The sequence below is a fragment of the Erwinia sp. PME.40.26/001 genome, assembly GCF_055556675.1.
Genome location: NZ_JBVHNP010000013.1, coordinates 64,335 through 84,585, shown reverse-complemented (window position 1 = coordinate 84,585; position 20,251 = coordinate 64,335). Strand labels below are relative to the sequence as shown.

Below are 20,251 nucleotides of genomic sequence, written 5' to 3'. Positions count from 1 at the left end.
GAGCGGTAGTTCAGTTGGTTAGAATACCTGCCTGTCACGCAGGGGGTCGCGGGTTCGAGCCCCGTCCGTTCCGCCACCCTTTTAGGGGCGTAGTTCAATTGGTAGAGCACCGGTCTCCAAAACCGGGTGTTGGGAGTTCGAGTCTCTCCGCCCCTGCCAAATAAAAACAATCCTTTGCTTCGGCAAAGGATTTTTTTTGTCTAAAATTCCTGCCATTTTCACCGTTACTCCGCCAAATGCATAAAAAAAGACCAGCAGGCTGGCCTTTTTTGCTGCTTATTTCAGCTAATTACGCTCTGACATTCACCGGAAACTTAATTAATTGACGGATATGTGCCTGCTGATCGCTGTTTTGTAACCACACCGCATACAGGGGTCTGGAAGCGACAGCAGTATCAGGGATCACTAAAAGATCGCTGTATTCTTTACCCCAAACATCCGGTAAGAAGGCACAGGCCCCCGTGGTATGCAGAAGTTGTCGCGTTAAATGTGCGGAGGTCGTCGTCAGTACCGGCACATCATCGGCACCGGCCAGATAGCTTTCATGCTGGTGAAAATCAGCGCCCCATTCCAGCTTAATGTAGTCATATTTCTCTTTTTTCTCCGATTTTCGCGATCGGAACAGCGTCAGGGAGATATGGCCGATTTGTTGACTGCTTAACTCGTCCATTTTAGGAGCCTCCGTCGTCACCAGCAGGTCAAGCTGACGCTCATGCAGCTGTTTAACCAGGGAATGACGCTGTGCCACACGTGCTTCGAGATGCAGGCTTTCCCGGTTCTCATACAGCGTCTGAAGCCACGGTGTCAGGTAAGCCTCCCATAGTGACGCACTGGCACCGATCGACAGCTCATGATGCTGCTGCGTGTGCGCCACCTCTTTCTTGGCCATCAGCCACGTGCTCATCAGACTCTCTGCATAGGGCAGCAGGCGTTCCCCGGCAGACGTCAGTCTGATGTTGTTACGATGGCGGGTAAACAGGCTCACTCCCAGCTGGTTTTCAAGCTGTCTGATGCGAAAACTGACAGCAGATTGCGTGAGATAGAGTGCTTCCGCTGCACGTCCAAAGTGGCGGGTTCTGCTCACTTCAAGAAAGGTTTTCAGTAATTCCGTATCCACATCCATCTCCTAAAAAACATTTGTCGTTATGATTTAAATGTTTTGTTTTACACTCTGTCAAGCCTATCTAATACTCCGCGCCATAAATAGCACGGCCATAAAAGAGTTAGGAGCGTGTAAAATGGCGGAAAGCTTCGCAACAACGAATCGTTTTTTTGATAACAAACATTACCCTCGCGGGTTCTCCCGTCACGGTGATTTCACCATCAAAGAAGCCCAACTTCTTGAGCGTTATGGTTACGCTTTTAACGAACTGGACCTGGCAAAGCGTGAGCCGGGTACAGAAGAAGAGCGTCTGTTCATTGAGGTGTGCCGGGGTGTGCGTGAGCCGCAAACCGAGGCAGAAAAAGTCTGGTCAAAATACATGACCCGCATTAAACGTCCTAAGCGTTTCCATACTCTTTCCGGCGGCAAGCCGCAGATGGAAGGGGTTGAAGACTACACGGATAGTGACGATTAAGATCAAGGGGCTTCGGCCCCTTTTTCATGTCTGCTACGCCAGGTTGCTGTGCAGGTGGATCAGCAGGCGGTCAATAGCACGATAGCTTATCGCTTCAGTCAAATGTTCCCGACTGACCGCATTATCCCCTGCCAGATCGGCAATCGTACGCGCCACCTTAAGGATCCGTTGCCACGCCCGCACTGACAGCCCGAGCTGCACCAGTACCTGCTCAAGCCATTCTGCATCCGCTGGCGTAAGTGTACAGCAAGCCTGGATGTCGTGGTTGCTCATTACCGCATTCACTTTGCCACTGCGTTCCAGCTGGCGCTGTCGTGCCCTCAACACCCGCTCGCGTACTTGTTCACTGGATTCCCCACCACGTGGCTGCCCGCTCAGCGTACCCGGAGGCAGCAAGGGGACCTCAAGGGAAAGATCGAAGCGGTCAAGGAACGGGCCCGACAGGCGGCTGAGATAGCGCAGCGTCTGCCGGGGTGAGCTGCGATTATGTTGTCCGGTGTAGTGACCTGTCGGACTGGGGTTCATGGCGGCGATCAGCTGGAAGCGTGCCGGATAGGTTATTTTTGCCCGCGCCCGGGAAATGCTGATCTCTCCGGACTCAAGGGGTTCTCGCAGCGCATCCAGCGCCCGGCGTTCAAACTCCGGGAGTTCATCGAGGAAAAGGATACCGTTATGCGCCAGCGAAATTTCCCCCGGCTTAGGCAGCGATCCGCCGCCGACCAGTGCATAGAGCGATGCACTGTGGTGAGGGGAACGAAACGGCCTCTGACGCCACTGACGGTGCAGGTCCCCGCTACCCACCAGACTGGCTACGCTGGCGCTCTCCAGGGCCTCACGATCGCTTAGAGGCGGCATCAGCCCACACAGGCGGGAGGCCAGCATTGTTTTCCCTGTTCCCGGCGGGCCGATCAGTAAAAGATTATGTCCCCCTGCGGCCGTGATCTCCAGCGCCCGCCTGGCCTGATGCTGACCAATAATTTCATTTAAATCGCCCGACATAGGGGGTGACGACGGTGGCTGACACTGTGCCGATTCCAGCCTCCCTTTGCCGTGCAGGAAGGTACACACCTCCAGCAGACAGGTTGCTACCAGGCTCTCCCCATGCTGGATCAATCCGACATCATTCTGATTTTCCGCAGACAGTATCAACTGCCGCCCACATTCCAGAGCAGCAACGGCCGCAGGAATAGCGCCCTGTACGCTGCGCAGCGCGCCCGTTAGCGCCAGTTCGCCGAGAAATTCATAACATGAAAGTTTATCCGCCGGAATCTGCTCTGAGGCGGCGAGGATAGCGATTGCGATGGGCAAATCATACCTGCCGCCCTCTTTAGGCAGGTCAGCGGGGGCGAGATTAACGGTGATCCGCTTTGCCGGAAAAGTGAAACCACTGTTGATAATGGCGCTGCGTACACGGTCGCGGGCCTCTTTCACCGTGGTTTCTGGTAATCCGACCAGCGAAAGTGCCGGCAGCCCATTGCTGAGGTGAACTTCTACCGACACCTGAGGGGCCTGGATGCCCAGTGCGGCGCGGGTAAACACGACAGATAGCGACATAAACTCTCCTTGTAGTGCCAACTCTGCGACAGGAGAAGGGGGATGGCGAGAAGCCGATTGGCGATTTGTGCAGCCTGTCTGAAGATGATTGCCGCGTTCAACAGTCAGCGACATTGTGTTGCGGGCAGGCGCGAAAATGCAGACAGAGAAAATAAAATGGTCACACTGCGTGACTGATGAAAAAGATTCATTTTTTTCTTATCGACTGAATAACAAAAGTTTTTTTTAGATCTGCGTCCGACGTCATAAAATAAAATGATGAAAAAAGTTGAATTAAAGCTAATAACTGTGATAACTCTGTAGGCATTACTTCGAACAAGTGAATGAAAAGAATCTAAATGAAAGCCCTTCTACGAGTCATTAGCCTAGTCGTTATTAACGTCGTCGTGATTATTATCACGCCGTGCGGGGCTACGCTCGGAGAAAGAAAGGCTTAAAAATCAAGCCTGATTTCGAAAGAACCCCCGCACCGAAAGGTCCGGGGGTTTTTTTTTGGCAAGGTATCAACGACAGAGGAACAGAATATGAACAGTAGCATAAAATGCTGTTGTTCCCAGCGAGAGGCGGGGGAATAACTATGAATGGTGCTCAGTGGGTGGTTCAAGCTTTGCGTGCACAGGGAGTCGAAACGGTATTCGGCTACCCGGGTGGAGCAATTATGCCGGTCTATGACGCGCTCTACGACGGCGGAGTCGAACATCTACTGTGCCGCCATGAGCAGGGTGCCGCGATGGCCGCTATCGGCTTCGCACGTGCAACGGGAAAAGTGGGGGTCTGTATCGCCACCTCCGGGCCAGGTGCGACGAATCTGATCACCGGTCTTGCTGATGCCATGCTGGACTCCGTGCCGATCGTGGCCATCACCGGACAGGTGTCGTCTGCTGTGATGGGAACGGATGCTTTTCAGGAAATAGACGTCCTGGGTCTGTCGCTGGCCTGCACCAAACATAGCTTCCTCGTAGAGTCCCTTGATGAACTTCCTGTGGTGATGGCAGAAGCTTTCGCCATTGCACAGTCTGGCCGTCCCGGCCCGGTTCTGGTGGATATCCCTAAAGATATCCAGTTAGCCAGCGGCGATCTGGTCGCCCATCTGCTGCCGGTCGGCCAGGAAATGGCTCATCCCCATGCTGAACTGCAGCAGGCGCGCAGCCTGCTAGCCCAGGCGAAGAAACCGATTCTGTATGTCGGCGGCGGCGTGGGAATGGCGGATGCGGTTCATGCTTTACGGGCTTTTGCCAAAGAGACCGGCATTCCGACGGTGGCAACGTTGAAAGGGCTGGGTACACCCGATGCCGAAGATGCGTGCTATCTGGGCATGCTCGGCATGCACGGCACGAAGGCTGCCAACCTGGCCGTCCAGCAGTGTGACCTGCTGATCGCCGTCGGTGCCCGCTTTGATGACCGCGTAACGGGCAAGCTGGATACTTTTGCCCCGCATGCCAGCGTTATCCATCTGGATATCGACCCGGCAGAGCTGCATAAACTGCGCCGGGCGCATGTGGGCTTGCAGGGCGATCTCAATAAACTGCTGCCCGACCTGTATCAGCCGGTTGATATCGCCGCCTGGCGCGAAGACGTGAAAGCGCTGAAAGCAGACCACGGCTGGCGTTACGATCACCCGGGAGAGGTGATCTTTGCGCCGCTGTTTTTGAAACAGCTGTCAGACCGCAAACCTCAGAGCGCGGTAGTGACCACTGATGTCGGTCAGCACCAGATGTGGGCTGCCCAGCACATGAGCTTTAATCGCCCGGAAAATTTCATCACCTCCAGCGGGCTTGGCACCATGGGCTTCGGCCTGCCTGCCGCCGTTGGTGCCCAGGTGGCGCGCCCGGATGACACCGTGATCTGCGTCTCCGGCGATGGTTCATTCATGATGAACGTGCAGGAACTGGGTACCGTTAAGCGCAAACAGCTGCCGGTGAAAATCGTTCTGATGGATAACCAGCGGCTGGGCATGGTACGTCAGTGGCAGCAGCTGTTTTTTGAGGAGCGTTACAGCGAAACCAACCTTTCAGATAACCCGGACTTTCTCATCCTGGCGAGTGCCTTTGGCATTCCCGGCCAGCGTATTACCCGTAAAGATCAGGTCGATGCCGCATTAGACGCTTTGCTCCACAGTGAAGGGCCTTACATGCTCCACGTCGCCATTGACGAGCATGAGAATGTCTGGCCTCTGGTACCGCCGGGTGCCAGCAATGAAAATATGATGGAGAAAACCTCATGAAACAGCATCAATTGTCTATAGAAGCGCGCTTCCGCCCGGAAATACTGGAACGCATTTTGCGGGTTGTGCGCCATCGTGGCTTCCAGGTGTGCTCAATGCACATGGCCTCGCGGGTGAATACCGACAACATTAATATTGAGATGACCGTTGCCAGCCAGCGCTCCGTCGATTTACTGTCAACGCAGTTGAGTAAATTAATGGATGTGGCTTGCGTTCAGATCCAACAGCAAACAACACAACAAATCCGCGCATAAGCGCGCAAGGAAACGAGAATGACGAAGAAAGCAGACTTTATCTGGTTCAATGGCGAGATGGTGAAATGGGAAGACGCGAAGGTCAGCGTGATGTCCCATGCGCTGCACTACGGCACGTCTGTTTTTGAAGGCGTACGTTGCTATGACTCGCACAAAGGGCCAGTAGTCTTCCGCCATCGTGAACATATGCAGCGTCTGCGTGACTCTGCAAAAATCTACCGTTTCCCGGTCAGCCTGAGTGTTGATGAGTTGATGGAAGCCTGCCGTGCTACGCTGCGCAAAAACAACCTGAAAAGCGCTTACATCCGTCCACTGGTGTTCGTGGGTGACGTTGGCCTGGGCGTGAACCCGCCTGAGGGTTATGAAACAGACATCATCATCGCCGCTTTCCCGTGGGGAGCTTACCTCGGGGCTGAGGCGCTGGAGCAGGGTATCGATGCGATGGTCTCTTCATGGAATCGTGTCGCTCCGAATACGCTGCCCACTGCAGCGAAAGCGGGCGGTAACTATCTGTCCTCGCTGCTGGTCGGTAGCGAAGCGCGCCGTCATGGTTATCAGGAAGGGATCGCGCTGGATACACAGGGCTACATCTCTGAAGGTGCTGGTGAAAACCTGTTCGAAGTGAAAGACGGGATCCTGTTTACCCCGCCGTTTACCTCTTCCGCCCTGCCAGGAATTACGCGTGACGCCATCATCAAACTGGCGCAGGATATGGGGATTGAAGTGCGTGAGCAGGTGCTGTCGCGCGAGTCTCTGTACCTGGCTGACGAAGTCTTTATGTCAGGCACTGCTGCGGAGATCACTCCGGTACGCAGCGTTGATGGGATCCAGGTGGGCGAAGGCAAACGCGGCCCGGTCACCGCACGCATTCAGTCTGCTTTCTTTGGCCTGTTCACGGGTGAGACGGAAGACAAATGGGGCTGGCTGGATCCAGTTAACCCATAACAATAATGTTTTTCGCGGGCGTCAGTTGACGCCCGCGCACTATCTGATTTCTGGAGTAAAGAGCATGCCTAAGTATCGTTCCGCCACTACCACCCACGGCCGTAATATGGCTGGTGCCCGTGCCCTGTGGCGCGCCACAGGAATGACCGATGATGACTTCGGTAAGCCGATCATTGCCGTCGTTAACTCCTTCACCCAGTTCGTGCCGGGTCACGTTCACCTGCGCGATTTGGGTAAGCTGGTTGCCGAGGAGATTGAAGCCTCAGGCGGCGTGGCGAAAGAGTTCAACACCATTGCCGTGGATGATGGGATCGCCATGGGCCACGGCGGGATGCTCTACTCTCTGCCGTCGCGTGAGCTGATCGCTGACTCCGTGGAGTACATGGTCAACGCACACTGTGCGGATGCCATGGTGTGTATCTCTAACTGCGACAAAATTACCCCGGGGATGCTGATGGCGTCCCTGCGTCTGAATATCCCGGTGATCTTCGTTTCCGGCGGCCCGATGGAAGCCGGTAAAACCAAGCTGTCCGACAAAATCATTAAACTCGATCTCGTCGATGCGATGATTCAGGGCGCAAACCCTAACGTCAGCGATGCAGAAAGTGACCAGATTGAACGCTCTGCCTGCCCGACGTGCGGCTCCTGCTCCGGCATGTTCACGGCTAACTCGATGAACTGTCTGACCGAAGCGCTGGGTCTGTCTCAGCCGGGTAACGGTTCACTGCTGGCGACCCATGCCGATCGTAAAGAGCTGTTCCTCAATGCGGGGCGTCGTATTGTTGCTCTGACTAAGCGCTACTACGAGCAGGATGATGAAACCGCGCTGCCGCGCAGCATTGCCAGCAAAGCCGCGTTTGAAAACGCCATTACGCTGGATATCGCGATGGGTGGTTCCACTAACACCGTTCTGCACCTGCTGGCCGCCGCTCAGGAAGGGGAAATCGATTTTGATATCTCTGACATCGATCGCCTGTCACGCCTGGTACCACACCTGTGCAAAGTGGCACCAAGCACCCAGAAGTACCACATGGAAGACGTGCACCGTGCCGGTGGTGTCCTCGGGATCCTCGGTGAGCTGGATCGTACCGGGCTGCTGGACAATAGCGTGCGTAACATCCTCGGCCTGAGCCTGCGTGAAACCCTGGATCAGTACGACATCATGCTGACCAAAGATGAAGCCGTGAAAAAAATGTTCCGTGCCGGTCCGGCGGGCATTCGTACGACCCAGGCTTTCTCGCAGGACACCCGCTGGGACACCCTGGATGACGATCGTCAGGAAGGCTGTATTCGTTCCCGCGAGTTCGCCTTCAGTCAGGACGGCGGTCTGGCAGTTCTGTACGGCAACATTGCTGAAAACGGCTGTATCGTTAAAACCGCAGGCGTTGATGAAGGCAGCCTGGTGTTCAGCGGTCCGGCGAAAGTCTATGAAAGCCAGGACGATGCCGTTGCTGCCATCCTCGGCGGTAAAGTAGTGGCAGGTGACGTGGTCGTGATCCGCTATGAGGGGCCTAAAGGGGGGCCGGGCATGCAGGAAATGCTCTATCCGACCACCTATCTGAAATCTATGGGGCTGGGTAAAGCCTGTGCGCTGATCACCGATGGACGATTCTCTGGCGGCACCTCCGGGCTGTCAATCGGTCACGCTTCTCCGGAAGCGGCCAGCGGCGGCACCATCGCGCTGGTGAAAGACGGCGATATCATCAATATTGATATTCCACAACGCGGCATCCAGCTGGACGTGCCAGAGAATGAACTGGCTGCCCGTCGTCTGGAAGAAGATGCACGTGGCGATCAGGCCTACACGCCACACGGTCGTGAGCGTCAGGTTTCCTTCGCGCTGCGCGCTTATGCCACCCTGGCAACCAGCGCTGACAAAGGCGCCGTCCGTGATAAGAGTAAGCTGGGAGGCTAACCAACATGGCTGAATCTCAACCGCTATCCGACCAGCCCAGCGGCGCGGAGTATCTGCGCGCCGTCCTGCGTGCTCCGGTGTACGAAGCTGCACAGGTCACGCCGTTGCAGAAGATGGAAAAAATCTCTGCGCGCCTCGGTAACACCATTCTGGTGAAACGTGAGGACCGCCAGCCGGTCCACAGCTTTAAGCTGCGCGGGGCCTACGCGATGATCGCCGGGCTTAGTGCAGAGCAGAAAGCCTGTGGGGTGATTACGGCGTCAGCCGGTAACCATGCCCAGGGCGTGGCGCTGTCATCCACTAAGCTGGGGATTAAGTCCCTGATTGTGATGCCGGTGGCAACGGCAGATATCAAGGTGGATGCGGTGCGGGCGTTTGGCGGTGAGGTTTATCTCTTTGGGGCCAACTTTGACGAGGCCAAAGCCAAAGCCATCGAGCTTTCTGAGCAGCAGGGCTATACCTTCGTGCCGCCGTTCGACCACCCGATGGTGATTGCCGGGCAGGGTACGCTGGCCATGGAACTGTTACAGCAGGATGCTCATCTGGACCGCGTCTTTGTGCCGGTGGGCGGCGGCGGGCTGGCGGCCGGCGTGGCGGTGCTGATCAAACAGCTGATGCCGCAAATCAAAGTAATCGCGGTGGAAGCTGCAGATTCTGCCTGCCTGAAGGCTGCGCTCGACGCCGGGCATCCGGTCGATCTACCCCGCGTCGGGCTTTTTGCCGAAGGCGTGGCGGTGAAGCGGATCGGCAGCGAAACCTTCCGTCTCTGCCAGGCGTATCTTGACGACATTGTCATCGTCGACAGCGATGCCATCTGCGCCGCGATGAAAGATCTCTTTGATGACGTGCGTGCGGTGGCGGAGCCTTCCGGCGCGCTGGCGCTGGCGGGGATGAAGAAGTATATCCAGCAGCATCAGATTGAGGGGGAGCGTCTGGCTCACGTGCTGTCCGGTGCGAACGTCAACTTCCACGGACTGCGCTATGTCTCTGAGCGTTGTGAGCTGGGAGAGCAACGTGAAGCGCTGCTGGCGGTGACCATTCCCGAGCAGCAGGGCAGTTTCCTGCGATTCTGTCAGCTGCTGGGTGGCCGTTCAGTCACAGAGTTCAACTATCGTTATGCCAATGCCGATGAAGCCTGCATCTTTGTCGGCGTGCGGCTGACGCGTGGACTGCCTGAACGCGAGGAAATTCTGGCGCTACTGTCCGACGGCGGTTACAAGGTGGTGGATCTGTCTGACGATGAGATGGCGAAACTGCACGTACGCTATATGGTCGGGGGGCGTCCATCCAAACCCCTGCGTGAGCGGCTGTTCAGCTTTGAATTTCCTGAGGCCCCCGGTGCGCTGCTGCGTTTCCTGCAGACGCTGGGTACGCACTGGAATATTTCCCTGTTCCATTATCGTAGTCACGGTACCGACTACGGTCGCGTACTGGCGGCATTTGAGCTGAGTGACAGTGAACCCCGGTTTGAAGAGCATCTGACGGCGCTGGGCTATGATTTCCATGATGAAACCAGTAACCCGGCTTTCCGTTTCTTCCTCGCGGGTTAGAGTAGCTTCCAGAACGCATCAATAAGCGGCTCACTGAGCCGCTTTTTTTGTACGCAAACGCCCAGCTCGAAGGGCGCGACCATCTCGACATCTTCCAGCTCCAGGATACGGTTACGAATCGGTTCCGGACTGTTCTCCAGCACCACATCCGGCAGCAGTGCGATGCCGCAGCCCAGTGCCACCATCGAAACAATCGCCTCATGGCCTGCCACCGTCGCGTATATCTGTGGATTAGCGATATGACGGTGACGGAACCAGAGGTCGATACGCCGCCTTGACGGCCCCTGCGCGGGCAAAATAAACGGGATCTGCGCCCAGTCAGGCTGTGCCTGCGTCGCCTGCGTACGCACCGGGCAGGGCAACGCCGGGGCAATCAGTACCAGCGGGATCAGCCCGAGCGGCATAAAGCCGATGCTGGCGGGTAACGTTTCCGGCCGTCCGGCAATGGCAATATCGACTTCGTTAGTCTGTACTTTTTCCACCGCATCGGCGGCATCACCGGTGGTTAATTTGATTTCGACCAGCGGGTGCTCGGCGCGAAAACGATCGAGAATAGGGGGAAGATGGCTATAGGCGGCGGTCACTGAACAAAACAGCTGGAGTTCGCCGCTGAGTGACGGGCCGTTCTGGCCCATGGCGTGGCGCATTTGCTGATACTGCAGCAGCGTCTGCTGGGCAAACTGCCGCAGGCGTTCTCCAGCATCGGTCAGCGTGACGGTACGGTTATCGCGCAGAAACAACGTCTGGCCCAGGTCTTCTTCCAGCCGTTGGATCTGCCGTGAAAGCGTTGAAGGACTGACGTGCATGGCGCGTGCGCTTCGTCCGAAGTGGCGGCTGTCAGCCAGATGGAGAAACAGTTTCAGGTCACGAAGATCCATCAGAGTCAGGCCTCATCATTACGTTGCAAAAAGTGCAATATCACGTTGTTAATATATCAATTTCAGCAACGCATTTCCTGTCATATGATAAGGTCTATTCAGGGGCAGGAAATTATCTCCCCAGACAATAAACAATAATGCGAACACAACCTCATACGGAGTACCCCATGGCTAACTATTTCAACACTTTGAACCTGCGCAACCAGCTGGCGCAATTAGGTAAATGTCGCTTTATGGCTCGTGATGAATTCGCGGATGAAGCCAGCTACCTGAAAGGTAAAAAAGTCGTCATCGTTGGCTGTGGTGCGCAGGGCCTGAACCAGGGTCTGAATATGCGCGATTCGGGTCTGGACATTGCCTACGCCCTGCGTGCCGAAGCGATTGCTGAGAAACGTGCTTCATGGCGCAAAGCGACCGAAAACGGCTTCAAAGTGGGTACGTATGAAGAACTGATCCCGCAGGCAGATCTGGTGGTTAACCTGACGCCGGACAAGCAGCACACCTCTGTTGTTCAGGCCGTTCAGCCGCTGATGAAAGATGGCGCTGCACTGGGCTATTCACACGGCTTCAACATTGTTGAAGTGGGTGAGCAGGTGCGTAAAGACATCACCGTGGTAATGGTTGCACCGAAGTGCCCGGGAACGGAAGTTCGTGAAGAGTACAAACGTGGTTTCGGCGTACCGACGCTGATCGCCGTTCACCCTGAAAACGACCCGAAAGGCGAAGGCATGGCGATCGCGAAAGCCTGGGCTGCGGCAACCGGCGGTCACCGTGCGGGCGTGCTGGAGTCGTCCTTCGTGGCTGAAGTGAAATCTGACCTGATGGGTGAGCAGACTATCCTGTGCGGCATGTTACAGGCCGGTTCTCTGCTGTGTTTTGACAAGCTGGTTGCTGAAGGCACCGACGCGCCTTATGCAGAAAAACTGATTCAGTTCGGCTGGGAAACCATCACCGAAGCGCTGAAGCAGGGTGGCATCACCCTGATGATGGATCGTCTGTCTAACCCGGCAAAACTGCGTGCTTTCGCCCTGTCTGAGCAGCTGAAAACTATTATGGCTCCGCTGTTCCAGAAGCATATGGATGACATCATCTCCGGCGAATTCTCCTCCGGCATGATGGCTGACTGGGCAAACGACGACAAGAAACTGCTGGGATGGCGCGAAGAGACCGGTAAAACAGCATTTGAAACTGCGGCACAGTTTGAAGGTAAAATCGCCGAGCAGGATTACTTCGACCAGGGCGTCGTGATGATTGCCATGGTGAAAGCAGGCGTTGAGCTGGCATTCGAAACCATGGTGGCTGCCGGTATCATCGAAGAGTCGGCTTACTATGAATCACTGCATGAACTGCCGCTGATTGCCAACACCATCGCGCGTAAGCGCCTGTATGAAATGAATGTGGTGATCTCGGATACCGCTGAATATGGTAACTACCTGTTCTCTTACGCCGCCGTACCGCTGCTGAAAGAGTTCATGACCACGCTGCAGGCCGGCGATCTGGGCAAAGCGGTTAACACCACAACCACGGTTGATAACGCGCAGCTGCGTGATGTGAACGAAGCCATTCGCCACCATGACATCGAAACCGTTGGCCGTAAACTGCGTGGCTACATGACCGACATGAAGCGTATCGCCGTCGCGGGTTAATGCTTCTGCACGCCGGGGCGGATGAATGCTCCGCCCAAAAAAAAGCGCCCTCAGGCGCTTTTTTTTAATTACGGTACAGGACCTTAATGATGTGGTAACCAAACTGGGTATGCAGCGGGCCCTGCGGCTCGATCAGCGGGCAGGAGAAGACCACCTTATCGAAGGCCGGTACCATCGCACCCTGTTTGAACTCACCTAAGTGACCGCCCTTCTTGCCTGACGGGCAGGTTGAATGTTTTTTTGCCAGCTTTTCAAAGTCAGCACCCTGTTTCAGCTGTGCTAACAGATCGTTTGCCAGCACTTCTTCTTTTACCAGAATGTGCAGTGCTGCAGCCATCTTCGCCATGTTGTTCTCCAAAATTATCGACGGTCAGGCCGTAGCCCGGATGGTGCCTACTATACCTGCTCAATGCGCCTGGTGCGAGATTGTCATTGGATGCTTTCCGATGTGTTAATGCGAATTTTACCCTCTCACTTCACGTTCCTTCCTCCTCCTGTTTTATAGACTCAAAACCGTTCTTGACGAGAAAAGGAGAATGAGCATGAACGCATCTGTACTGAGCCCTTTAGCGGAACCAGGCTGGAAAAACTATGATGATTTTTCACGGGGCATTGATATCAACCGCCTGCCGTCCACGCGCCATTGGGCGGGTAAGACGCTCGACCTGGCACTGAATGATGGTAGTGTTTTACAACTGAGTTTTCATACGGCCGCCGTCCAACACCGGCTTACGTGGCACTGGGGCGGAGAAGAGGGCGAGGCACCTGTCGACGAGGTGTGCGTATCCAAAGGCCGTTATTTCTTCAGCTTTCCGCTGTCTGCCATGCAGAGCGTGGCGCTGGTGATAAATACCACGACCGCCAGAGCGCTGGTGGTACGCTGTACTATCCTGCCCGCAGAGGAGACACAGGGAGGCTCACGGCTCAGCCAGCAATTTTATACGGGCGCGGTGGGGGCACAGACCCCGTCCGGCTTTGAACCTCAGCTGACCCGAGAGCTGATAGGCTACCGTACGCTGAATATCTACAGCCCCCACCACTACTACGAGCACTTTTACGTCAACAGCCAGCGCTATGCCTGGCAGAACCTGCGCGGTGAGCAGTTTGGCCATGGCGATATGGATTACGCGACCTACTATAAATTTGAACCCGATATGTACCTTTTCACCTTCCGCGAAAAAATCATTCCGGTCTGTTCGGTGTTTTTCTTCGATTATCAGTCCTGCCGGTGTACCGGGATATTTATGGGCATAACGGCCTCCGGCGAAGTACAGATCCGCCCGGCAGGCGCAATGATCAGCAAAATGAGTTTTAACTGTTATCCCGCTGGCGTGACGCCATTTTAACCTTAAGGACACGTTCACATGGAGACCGGGCTGAAAGACAAAGTGGTGCTGATCACCGGTGGTGGCAGTGGTATCGGTGCGGCAACGGCAAACATGCTGGTGGCGGAGGGTGCCCGGGTGGCGATAACGGGCAGGAGGCCCGCTCCGCTCAAGGCAATGGCAGAAGAGTGCGATGTCTTCCCGGTGGCGGCCGATATGGCCGACACTCAGGGTGCCGCCAGGGCAGTCGCGCAGGTTGCCGACCATTTTGGCGGAGTGGATATGCTGGTGGCCAATGCCGGTGGCCACGGTTTCTCGCGACTGGGGGAAACGGACGATGCCGCCTGGCAGCAGAGCCTGCACAACAACCTTAACAGCGCTTTTGTTACCGCGCGGGAGGTGCTTCCATGGTTAACCTCGCGGGGCGGCAGTATGGTGATTGTCTCATCGCTGGCCGGGCTTTTCGCCGGGCCAGCCGTGGCAGGCTATACGGTCACTAAACATGCCCTGATCGGTCTGACTAAATCGCTGGCACGGGATTACGGTGCGTATAGGGTAAGGGTCAATACTGTTTGTCCCGGCTGGACGCGTACACCGATGGCTGAGGAGGAGATGCGGCAGCTCTCGGTAAAGCGCGGATGGGACCCGACCAACAGGCGAGCCTGGCAGGAGGTGACAAAAGACCTGCCGCTCAGGCGGCCTGCAGACCCCGAAGAGATCGCCAGTGCCGTCACGTTTTTACTGTCCAGCGCAGCGTCTTATATCACGGGAGCCACACTGGTGGTGGATGGAGGGGCGCACATTGTTGATTTGCCGACGTTAAGTTTTTCCCCGCCACAGGAAGGGAAACTTTAGTTATACTGCACGCCTGTTTTATTCCCGGAATCTCTCATATGCGTCTTAATCCTGGTCAGCAACATGCCGTCGAATTTGTCACCGGGCCCTGCCTGGTTCTGGCAGGTGCCGGTTCGGGTAAAACGCGAGTGATTACCAACAAAATCGCCCACCTGATCCGCGAATGTGGCTATCAGGCGCGCCATATTGCGGCGGTCACCTTTACCAATAAAGCATCACGCGAGATGAAAGAGCGCGTGGCGCAGACGCTGGGGCGTAAAGAGGCGCGTGGATTGATGATCTCCACCTTCCATACCCTGGGGCTCGAGGTGATTAAGCGTGAATATGCCGCGCTGGGGATGAAAGCGAAGTTTTCGCTGTTTGACGATCAGGATCAGCTGGCACTGCTTAAAGATTTGACGGAAGAGTGGCTGGAAAATGATAAAACGCTGCTACAACAGCTGATCTCAACGATCTCAAACTGGAAAAACGATCTGATGGATCCGTCGCGTGCCGCAGCCAGTGCCGTTTCCGACCGCGATAAGCTGTTTGCTCACTGCTACGGGCTGTATGACCGGCATCTGAAGTCGTGCAACGTGCTGGATTTTGACGATCTTATCCTGCTACCTACACTGCTGTTCCAGCGTAACCTGGAAGTACGGGAGCGCTGGCAGCAGCGTATTCGCTATCTGCTGGTGGATGAGTATCAGGATACCAATACCAGCCAGTACGAGCTGGTGAAGCTGCTGGTGGGTAACCGGGCGCGCTTCACGGTAGTGGGGGATGATGACCAGTCAATCTACTCCTGGCGCGGGGCACGCCCACAGAACCTGGTGCTGCTGAAGGAGGACTTTCCGGCGCTGCAGGTGATCAAGCTGGAGCAGAATTATCGTTCCTCCGGGCGTATTCTGAAGGCGGCGAATATCCTGATCGCCAATAATCCGCACGTTTTTGAAAAACGGCTCTTTTCCGAGCTGGGTTACGGTACCGAGCTGAAAGTGGTCACGGCGAACCATGAAGATCACGAGGCAGAGCGTGTGACCGGGGAACTGATCGCCCATCATTTTATTAATAAAACGGCGTATAAAGATTACGCCATCCTCTACCGCGGTAACCATCAGTCGCGGGTGTTTGAAAAGATGCTGATGCAGAACCGTATCCCGTATCGTATCTCAGGTGGCACCTCGTTCTTCTCGCGTCCGGAGATCAAAGATCTGCTGGCTTACCTGCGCGTGTTGACCAATGCTGACGACGACAGTGCGTTTATGCGTATTGTGAATACGCCCCGGCGTGAGATCGGCTCCGCCACCCTGCAGAAGCTGGGCGACTGGGCCACGCAGCGTAACAAAAGCCTGTTTAACGCCAGTTTTGATATGGGGCTGGAGCAGACGCTGACCGGACGCGGGCTGGAGTCGCTGCAGCGTTTTACGCACTGGCTGCAGGAGATTGCCCGGCTGGCTGAACGTGAGCCGGTGGCGGCGGTGCGTGATTTGATCCGCGGCATCGACTATGAAAGCTGGCTGTTTGAAACCTCTGCCAGTCCGAAGGCCGCTGAGATGCGGATGAAAAACGTCAATACCCTGTTCCAGTGGATGACGGAGATGCTGGAAGGCAGTGATATCGACGAAGCCATGACGCTGACCCAGGTGGTGACTCGCTTTACCCTGCGCGACATGATGGAGCGGGGAGAAAGTGATGAAGATTCCGATCAGGTACAGCTGATGACGCTGCATGCGTCCAAAGGTCTGGAGTTCCCCTACGTCTATCTGGTGGGGATGGAGGAGGGCTTGTTACCGCATCAGAGCAGCATTGATGAAAACAATGTGGAAGAAGAGCGCCGTCTGGCGTACGTAGGCATTACGCGTGCGCAGAAGGAGCTGACGTTTACGCTGTGCCGTGAACGCCGCCAGTACGGTGAGGTGATCCGCCCGGAGCCAAGCCGTTTCCTGCTGGAACTGCCGCAGGACGACTTACAGTGGGAAAGTGAGCGTAAGGTCATCAGTGCGGAAGAGCGCATGCAAAAGGGCCAGAGCCATCTGGCCAGTCTCCGTGCGCAGCTGGCAAAAGCGAAGAAGTAGGCACTAATCAGCCAGACCAGCAAACATCGGTCTGGTTGGGAAAAATCCCCTCATGACGGCGCTGGCAGAGCGGTAATCATCCTGTGATGAGACAGGTTTAACGCCGCATCACCGGGAGTTCAGTTGATCACCAACGACCAGTGTACGTAGCTCTGCCAGTGTACTTCCTGCCCCAGCAGTTCAGCACGCAGCGGGTGGGCTTCCATCCAGCCTGACGGCAGTGTCAGCGTAAGATCATCTTCATTAGCCAGCAAACGTACGGCGGGCAGTCTGTCATCCCGGCGTCGGCTGGCGAAGATGATGGCTAATCGCAGCAGCCGACACAGGCGTTCGGCAACCCGTGGGGGAACCGCATTTTGCTGGCTTAACAGCGCCAGATCGATGCCATTCACCTGATTTTGCAGCAGCGTGGCCAGTAACTTTTTCTGTGCCGGCGTGAAGCCGGGCAGGTCAAGATGGCGCACCAGATAGGCCGCATGCTGCGGGGCCTGACGGAAATCCACGCTCAGGCCAATCTCATGGATCAGACAGGCGCTTTCCAGCAGCTCCCGGCTGCGATCATCCAGCTTCCACACCTGGCTGACCTGGCGGGCAAAGCTGTCAGCCAGCTGAGAAACGCGATTGGCCTGTTCAGGATCGATCGCGAAACGGCGTTGAACGTTATGCAGTGTGCGGCTGCGGATATCGCGATCCACCGGAAGGTGCAGCATCCCGTACACCAGACCTTCACGCAGTGCGCCCCCGGCCAGTGTCATACTGCTGATATTCAACTCGGTAAAAATGGCGATCAGAATAGACAGGCCACTGGGAAACACCAGCGCGCGCTCAAGGGTCAGACCTTCAATTTCCAGCTCTTCCAGTTTGCCGCACTGGATGGCGCGCTGCTTCAACTGCTCCAGCTTGCTGAGCGTGATGCGCTCATCCATGCCTTGCGCCATCATAATTTCCTGCAGCGCCTGCACGGTGCCTGAAGCCCCCACACACACCTGCCAGCCCTGCTCACGTAAGGCATCCGCAATCGGATGGATCATGGCTCTGGCCGCCTGTTCCGCCTGTTCGAAATTCTCTTTGCCCAGGTAACGATCGGCAAAGAAGCGCTCCAGCCAGGTCACACAGCCCATCGACAGGCTGAACAGGGTGGTGGTCTGCGAACCTTTGCCCGTAACCAGTTCGGTGCTGCCACCACCGATATCGACTACCAGTCGTTTGTCAGAACCGCCGGTCGTATGGGCAACACCCTGATAAATAAGACGTGCTTCATCCTCGCCGCTGATGACATTCACCGGACAGCCAAGGATTGTCTTTGCTTTCGTCAGGAAACTATCGGCATTGGTTGCGATACGCAGGGTGGCGGTCGCCACCACGCGGATTTGTTCTGGGGGGATATCCTGCAGTTGTTCAGAAAACAACCGAAGACACTGCCAGCCTCGTTCCATTGCCTCATCAGAAAGATGATTATCGGCATCGAGGCCAGCAGCAAGACGTACCTTCCGCTTGATGCGGGCGATGGTCTGGATACTGCCAGCCACTTCGCGCACCACCAACATATGAAAGCTGTTAGATCCTAAATCGATCGCAGCATAAAGTGATGATGCACTCAGCATGGTGGCTTAACCTGAACGTTTGCGGTTAGGATTACGCGGTGCACTGCTGCGGCGGTTATTATTGCCACCACGGCGCGGACCATTACCAGAACGATTACGGGTTAAACGTTTTGGCGGTGGCAGATCGCTCATCAACGCATCGCTGTTGTAGCGGCTGACAGCAATGCTGTGACCGATGTACTCTTCGATACCCGGCAGGTTGAGCGCGTACTCTTCACAGGCAAGGCTGATAGAGTGACCGTTGGCCCCTGCACGACCGGTACGACCGATACGGTGTACGTAGTCTTCGCAGTCATCCGGCAGGTCATAGTTAAACACGTGCGTGACCGCAGGAATATGCAGGCCGCGTGCCGCAACATCGGTGGCTACCAGGATATCGATATCACCTTTAGTGAAATCATCCAGAATGCGCAGGCGTTTTTTCTGCGCGACATCGCCCGTCAGCAAGCCGACACGGTGCCCATCTGCAGCCAGGTGGCCCCAGACATCTTCACAGCGGTGTTTAGTGTTGGCAAAAATGATCGCACGATCGGGCCACTCTTCTTCCAGCAGCGTTTGCAGTAAACGCATCTTTTCTTCATTGGAAGGGTAGAACAGCTCTTCCTTAATACGGTGCCCGGTTTTCTGCTCAGGCTCGACTTCAACGTATTCGGCATTATTCATGTTCTCAAACGCCAGTTCACGAACGCGGAACGACAGCGTGGCAGAGAACAACATGTTCAGGCGCTGGTTAGCGGCAGGCATGCGACGGAACAACCAGCGGATATCTTTAATGAAGCCGAGGTCAAACATGCGGTCAGCTTCGTCGAGCACCACCACCTGGATGGCACCTAAATTCACGTGATTTTGTTTTGCGTAATCGATTAAACGACCCGTGGTGCCGATCAACACATCGACGCCGCTTTCCAGCACTTTCAGCTGTTTATCGTAGCCATCGCCGCCGTAGGCCAGACCGAGTTTCAACCCGGTAACCTGCGCCAGCGGTTCAGCATCCGCATGGATCTGTACCGCCAGTTCACGGGTCGGTGCCAGAATCAGCGCCCGTGGTTGGTTAACCTGACGACCTTCCGGAGCAGGGTGAGAAAGAAGATGATGGAACGTTGACGTCAGAAACGCCATCGTTTTGCCGGTACCGGTTTGCGCCTGACCTGCTACATCACGCCCGGAGAGCGTAAACGGTAATGCCAGCGCCTGGATAGGCGTGCAATTATGAAACCCTTTAGTTTCAAGGGCTTCAACAACCTGAGGGTGCAGGGCGAAGTCGGAAAACTTCTGTTCGGTTAAGTGTGTTTTGCTCATAGTGTGGTAGAATATCAGCTTACTATTGCTTTACGAAAGCTTATCCGGTGAAATAAAAGCAGTGAAATAAACTCAGCCTGAGTGCTGCTTAATGCAACACCCAAGGTAAAGATAATCCCCTGGAGTAAACATGAGCGATAAAATTGTTCACCTGACCGATGACAGCTTCGAAACCGACGTCCTGAAAGCAGAAGGTTTAACGCTGGTCGACTTCTGGGCAGAATGGTGTGGTCCCTGCAAAATGATCGCCCCTATTCTTGATGAAGTGGCCGTAGAGTACGAAGGCAAGCTCACCATCGCTAAACTGAATATCGATGAAAATCCAGCAACGGCACCGAAGTACGGTATCCGTGGTATCCCAACCCTGCTGTTATTCAAGAATGGCGAAGTGGCCGCGACCAAAGTCGGCGCACTGTCTAAAGGTCAGCTCAAAGAGTTCCTGAACGCGAACCTGGGCTAATCGGGTCATGCCGGCGGCTGGTGGTTCGAATTTTTCGCTGACCGCTAGACGCCCGGCATTAACCATGCTAAGTTAAATCTACTGCACTACGAACTTACCTGTAGTTTG

Annotated in this window: 18 protein-coding genes and 1 tRNA gene; 13 read left to right on the top strand and 6 right to left on the bottom strand. The window is 55.5% G+C overall.

Features of this window, described 5'->3' with window-relative positions; genetic code table 11:
- The first annotated feature begins 83 nt into the window (after positions 1 to 83).
- Positions 84 to 159 (top strand) — tRNA-Trp (locus ACZ3HG_RS21815).
- A gap of 130 nt (positions 160 to 289) precedes the next feature.
- Here ACZ3HG_RS21815 and hdfR read toward each other — a convergent pair.
- Positions 290 to 1,117 carry an HTH-type transcriptional regulator HdfR gene (hdfR, locus tag ACZ3HG_RS21810; RefSeq protein WP_062749121.1) on the bottom strand — a complete coding sequence of 276 codons (828 nt, stop codon included), beginning with the start codon at positions 1,115 to 1,117 and terminating at the stop codon, positions 290 to 292.
- 121 nt (positions 1,118 to 1,238) lie between these two features.
- Between hdfR and ACZ3HG_RS21805 the strand changes: the two genes are divergently transcribed.
- Entirely contained in the window at positions 1,239 to 1,577 is a 339-nt protein-coding gene (locus tag ACZ3HG_RS21805) for a MaoP family protein (protein WP_062749119.1), read from the top strand.
- A 33-nt stretch (positions 1,578 to 1,610) separates the two neighbouring features.
- On the opposite strand, the gene ACZ3HG_RS21800 is transcribed toward ACZ3HG_RS21805, so the two are convergent.
- Positions 1,611 to 3,131 carry a YifB family Mg chelatase-like AAA ATPase gene (locus ACZ3HG_RS21800; protein ID WP_465334386.1) on the bottom strand — a complete coding sequence of 507 codons (1,521 nt, stop codon included), beginning with the start codon at positions 3,129 to 3,131 and terminating at the stop codon, positions 1,611 to 1,613.
- A 338-nt stretch (positions 3,132 to 3,469) separates the two neighbouring features.
- On the opposite strand from ACZ3HG_RS21800, the gene ilvL reads away from it, so the two are divergent.
- The 6 genes from ilvL (at position 3,470) to ilvA (ending at position 10,019) form a co-directional block, all read left to right on the top strand.
- A complete protein-coding gene (ilvL, locus tag ACZ3HG_RS21795; RefSeq protein ID WP_072277511.1) occupies positions 3,470 to 3,568 on the top strand; it encodes an ilv operon leader peptide in 99 nt (32 codons plus the stop codon).
- Between the two features lie 140 nt (positions 3,569 to 3,708).
- The gene (gene ilvG / locus ACZ3HG_RS21790; RefSeq protein ID WP_465334383.1) at positions 3,709 to 5,355 is read left to right on the top strand and encodes an acetolactate synthase 2 catalytic subunit; all 1,647 of its coding nucleotides are present in this window, start codon (positions 3,709 to 3,711) and stop codon (positions 5,353 to 5,355) included.
- Complete coding sequence (gene ilvM / locus ACZ3HG_RS21785; protein WP_191935677.1) at positions 5,352 to 5,609, top strand: acetolactate synthase 2 small subunit; 258 nt, start codon at positions 5,352 to 5,354, stop codon at positions 5,607 to 5,609. The genes ilvG and ilvM overlap by 4 nt, the downstream gene beginning before the upstream one ends.
- Positions 5,610 to 5,627: 18 nt before the next feature.
- On the top strand, positions 5,628 to 6,554 hold the full coding sequence (locus ACZ3HG_RS21780; protein WP_191935678.1) for a branched-chain amino acid transaminase: 927 nt from the start codon (positions 5,628 to 5,630) through the stop codon (positions 6,552 to 6,554).
- Between the two features lie 64 nt (positions 6,555 to 6,618).
- Complete coding sequence (gene ilvD / locus ACZ3HG_RS21775) at positions 6,619 to 8,469, top strand: dihydroxy-acid dehydratase (RefSeq protein ID WP_465334381.1); 1,851 nt, start codon at positions 6,619 to 6,621, stop codon at positions 8,467 to 8,469.
- Between the two features lie 5 nt (positions 8,470 to 8,474).
- On the top strand, positions 8,475 to 10,019 hold the full coding sequence (gene ilvA, locus ACZ3HG_RS21770) for a threonine ammonia-lyase, biosynthetic (protein ID WP_191935680.1): 1,545 nt from the start codon (positions 8,475 to 8,477) through the stop codon (positions 10,017 to 10,019).
- Here ilvA and ilvY read toward each other — a convergent pair.
- On the bottom strand, positions 10,016 to 10,897 hold the full coding sequence (gene ilvY / locus ACZ3HG_RS21765; protein ID WP_062749105.1) for an HTH-type transcriptional activator IlvY: 882 nt from the start codon (positions 10,895 to 10,897) through the stop codon (positions 10,016 to 10,018). The two genes, ilvA and ilvY, sit on opposite strands and share 4 nt — an antisense overlap.
- A 167-nt stretch (positions 10,898 to 11,064) precedes the next feature.
- On the opposite strand from ilvY, the gene ilvC reads away from it, so the two are divergent.
- A complete protein-coding gene (gene ilvC / locus ACZ3HG_RS21760; RefSeq protein ID WP_191935681.1) occupies positions 11,065 to 12,543 on the top strand; it encodes a ketol-acid reductoisomerase in 1,479 nt (492 codons plus the stop codon).
- A 64-nt stretch (positions 12,544 to 12,607) separates the two neighbouring features.
- On the opposite strand, the gene ppiC is transcribed toward ilvC, so the two are convergent.
- Complete coding sequence (gene ppiC, locus ACZ3HG_RS21755) at positions 12,608 to 12,889, bottom strand: peptidylprolyl isomerase PpiC (protein ID WP_465334378.1); 282 nt, start codon at positions 12,887 to 12,889, stop codon at positions 12,608 to 12,610.
- 196 nt (positions 12,890 to 13,085) lie between these two features.
- Between ppiC and ACZ3HG_RS21750 the strand changes: the two genes are divergently transcribed.
- The 3 genes from ACZ3HG_RS21750 to rep are packed head-to-tail and all read left to right on the top strand — an operon-like array spanning position 13,086 to position 16,780.
- Positions 13,086 to 13,889: a MoaF C-terminal domain-containing protein gene (locus ACZ3HG_RS21750; RefSeq protein WP_465334377.1), complete on the top strand. Its 804-nt coding sequence runs from the start codon at positions 13,086 to 13,088 to the stop codon at positions 13,887 to 13,889.
- A gap of 18 nt (positions 13,890 to 13,907) precedes the next feature.
- Entirely contained in the window at positions 13,908 to 14,723 is an 816-nt protein-coding gene (locus ACZ3HG_RS21745; RefSeq protein WP_191935683.1) for an SDR family NAD(P)-dependent oxidoreductase, read from the top strand.
- A gap of 38 nt (positions 14,724 to 14,761) precedes the next feature.
- Positions 14,762 to 16,780 carry a DNA helicase Rep gene (gene rep, locus ACZ3HG_RS21740; RefSeq protein ID WP_191935684.1) on the top strand — a complete coding sequence of 673 codons (2,019 nt, stop codon included), beginning with the start codon at positions 14,762 to 14,764 and terminating at the stop codon, positions 16,778 to 16,780.
- Positions 16,781 to 16,899: 119 nt separating this feature from the next.
- Here the strand turns inward: rep and ppx are convergent, their stop codons facing one another.
- Complete coding sequence (gene ppx / locus ACZ3HG_RS21735) at positions 16,900 to 18,384, bottom strand: exopolyphosphatase (protein ID WP_191935685.1); 1,485 nt, start codon at positions 18,382 to 18,384, stop codon at positions 16,900 to 16,902.
- A 6-nt stretch (positions 18,385 to 18,390) separates the two neighbouring features.
- Positions 18,391 to 19,683: an ATP-dependent RNA helicase RhlB gene (gene rhlB, locus ACZ3HG_RS21730; RefSeq protein WP_062749091.1), complete on the bottom strand. Its 1,293-nt coding sequence runs from the start codon at positions 19,681 to 19,683 to the stop codon at positions 18,391 to 18,393.
- Between the two features lie 130 nt (positions 19,684 to 19,813).
- On the opposite strand from rhlB, the gene trxA reads away from it, so the two are divergent.
- Entirely contained in the window at positions 19,814 to 20,143 is a 330-nt protein-coding gene (gene trxA / locus ACZ3HG_RS21725; protein WP_062749089.1) for a thioredoxin TrxA, read from the top strand.
- Positions 20,144 to 20,251 lie beyond the last annotated feature (108 nt).

Excerpts from the sequence above, each read along its gene's own strand:
- ACZ3HG_RS21805 (WP_062749119.1), top strand. The coding sequence starts at position 1,239 with ATGGCGGAAAGCTTCGCAACAACGAATCGTTTTTTTGATAACAAACAT.
- ACZ3HG_RS21800 (WP_465334386.1), bottom strand. The coding sequence starts at position 3,131 with ATGTCGCTATCTGTCGTGTTTACCCGCGCCGCACTGGGCATCCAGGCC.
- ilvL (WP_072277511.1), top strand. The coding sequence starts at position 3,470 with ATGAAAGCCCTTCTACGAGTCATTAGCCTAGTCGTTATTAACGTCGTC.
- ilvG (WP_465334383.1), top strand. The coding sequence starts at position 3,709 with ATGAATGGTGCTCAGTGGGTGGTTCAAGCTTTGCGTGCACAGGGAGTC.
- ilvM (WP_191935677.1), top strand. The coding sequence starts at position 5,352 with ATGAAACAGCATCAATTGTCTATAGAAGCGCGCTTCCGCCCGGAAATA.
- ACZ3HG_RS21780 (WP_191935678.1), top strand. The coding sequence starts at position 5,628 with ATGACGAAGAAAGCAGACTTTATCTGGTTCAATGGCGAGATGGTGAAA.
- ilvD (WP_465334381.1), top strand. The coding sequence starts at position 6,619 with ATGCCTAAGTATCGTTCCGCCACTACCACCCACGGCCGTAATATGGCT.
- ilvA (WP_191935680.1), top strand. The coding sequence starts at position 8,475 with ATGGCTGAATCTCAACCGCTATCCGACCAGCCCAGCGGCGCGGAGTAT.
- ilvY (WP_062749105.1), bottom strand. The coding sequence starts at position 10,897 with ATGGATCTTCGTGACCTGAAACTGTTTCTCCATCTGGCTGACAGCCGC.
- ilvC (WP_191935681.1), top strand. The coding sequence starts at position 11,065 with ATGGCTAACTATTTCAACACTTTGAACCTGCGCAACCAGCTGGCGCAA.
- ppiC (WP_465334378.1), bottom strand. The coding sequence starts at position 12,889 with ATGGCGAAGATGGCTGCAGCACTGCACATTCTGGTAAAAGAAGAAGTG.
- ACZ3HG_RS21750 (WP_465334377.1), top strand. The coding sequence starts at position 13,086 with ATGAACGCATCTGTACTGAGCCCTTTAGCGGAACCAGGCTGGAAAAAC.
- ACZ3HG_RS21745 (WP_191935683.1), top strand. The coding sequence starts at position 13,908 with ATGGAGACCGGGCTGAAAGACAAAGTGGTGCTGATCACCGGTGGTGGC.
- rep (WP_191935684.1), top strand. The coding sequence starts at position 14,762 with ATGCGTCTTAATCCTGGTCAGCAACATGCCGTCGAATTTGTCACCGGG.
- ppx (WP_191935685.1), bottom strand. The coding sequence starts at position 18,384 with ATGCTGAGTGCATCATCACTTTATGCTGCGATCGATTTAGGATCTAAC.
- rhlB (WP_062749091.1), bottom strand. The coding sequence starts at position 19,683 with ATGAGCAAAACACACTTAACCGAACAGAAGTTTTCCGACTTCGCCCTG.
- trxA (WP_062749089.1), top strand. The coding sequence starts at position 19,814 with ATGAGCGATAAAATTGTTCACCTGACCGATGACAGCTTCGAAACCGAC.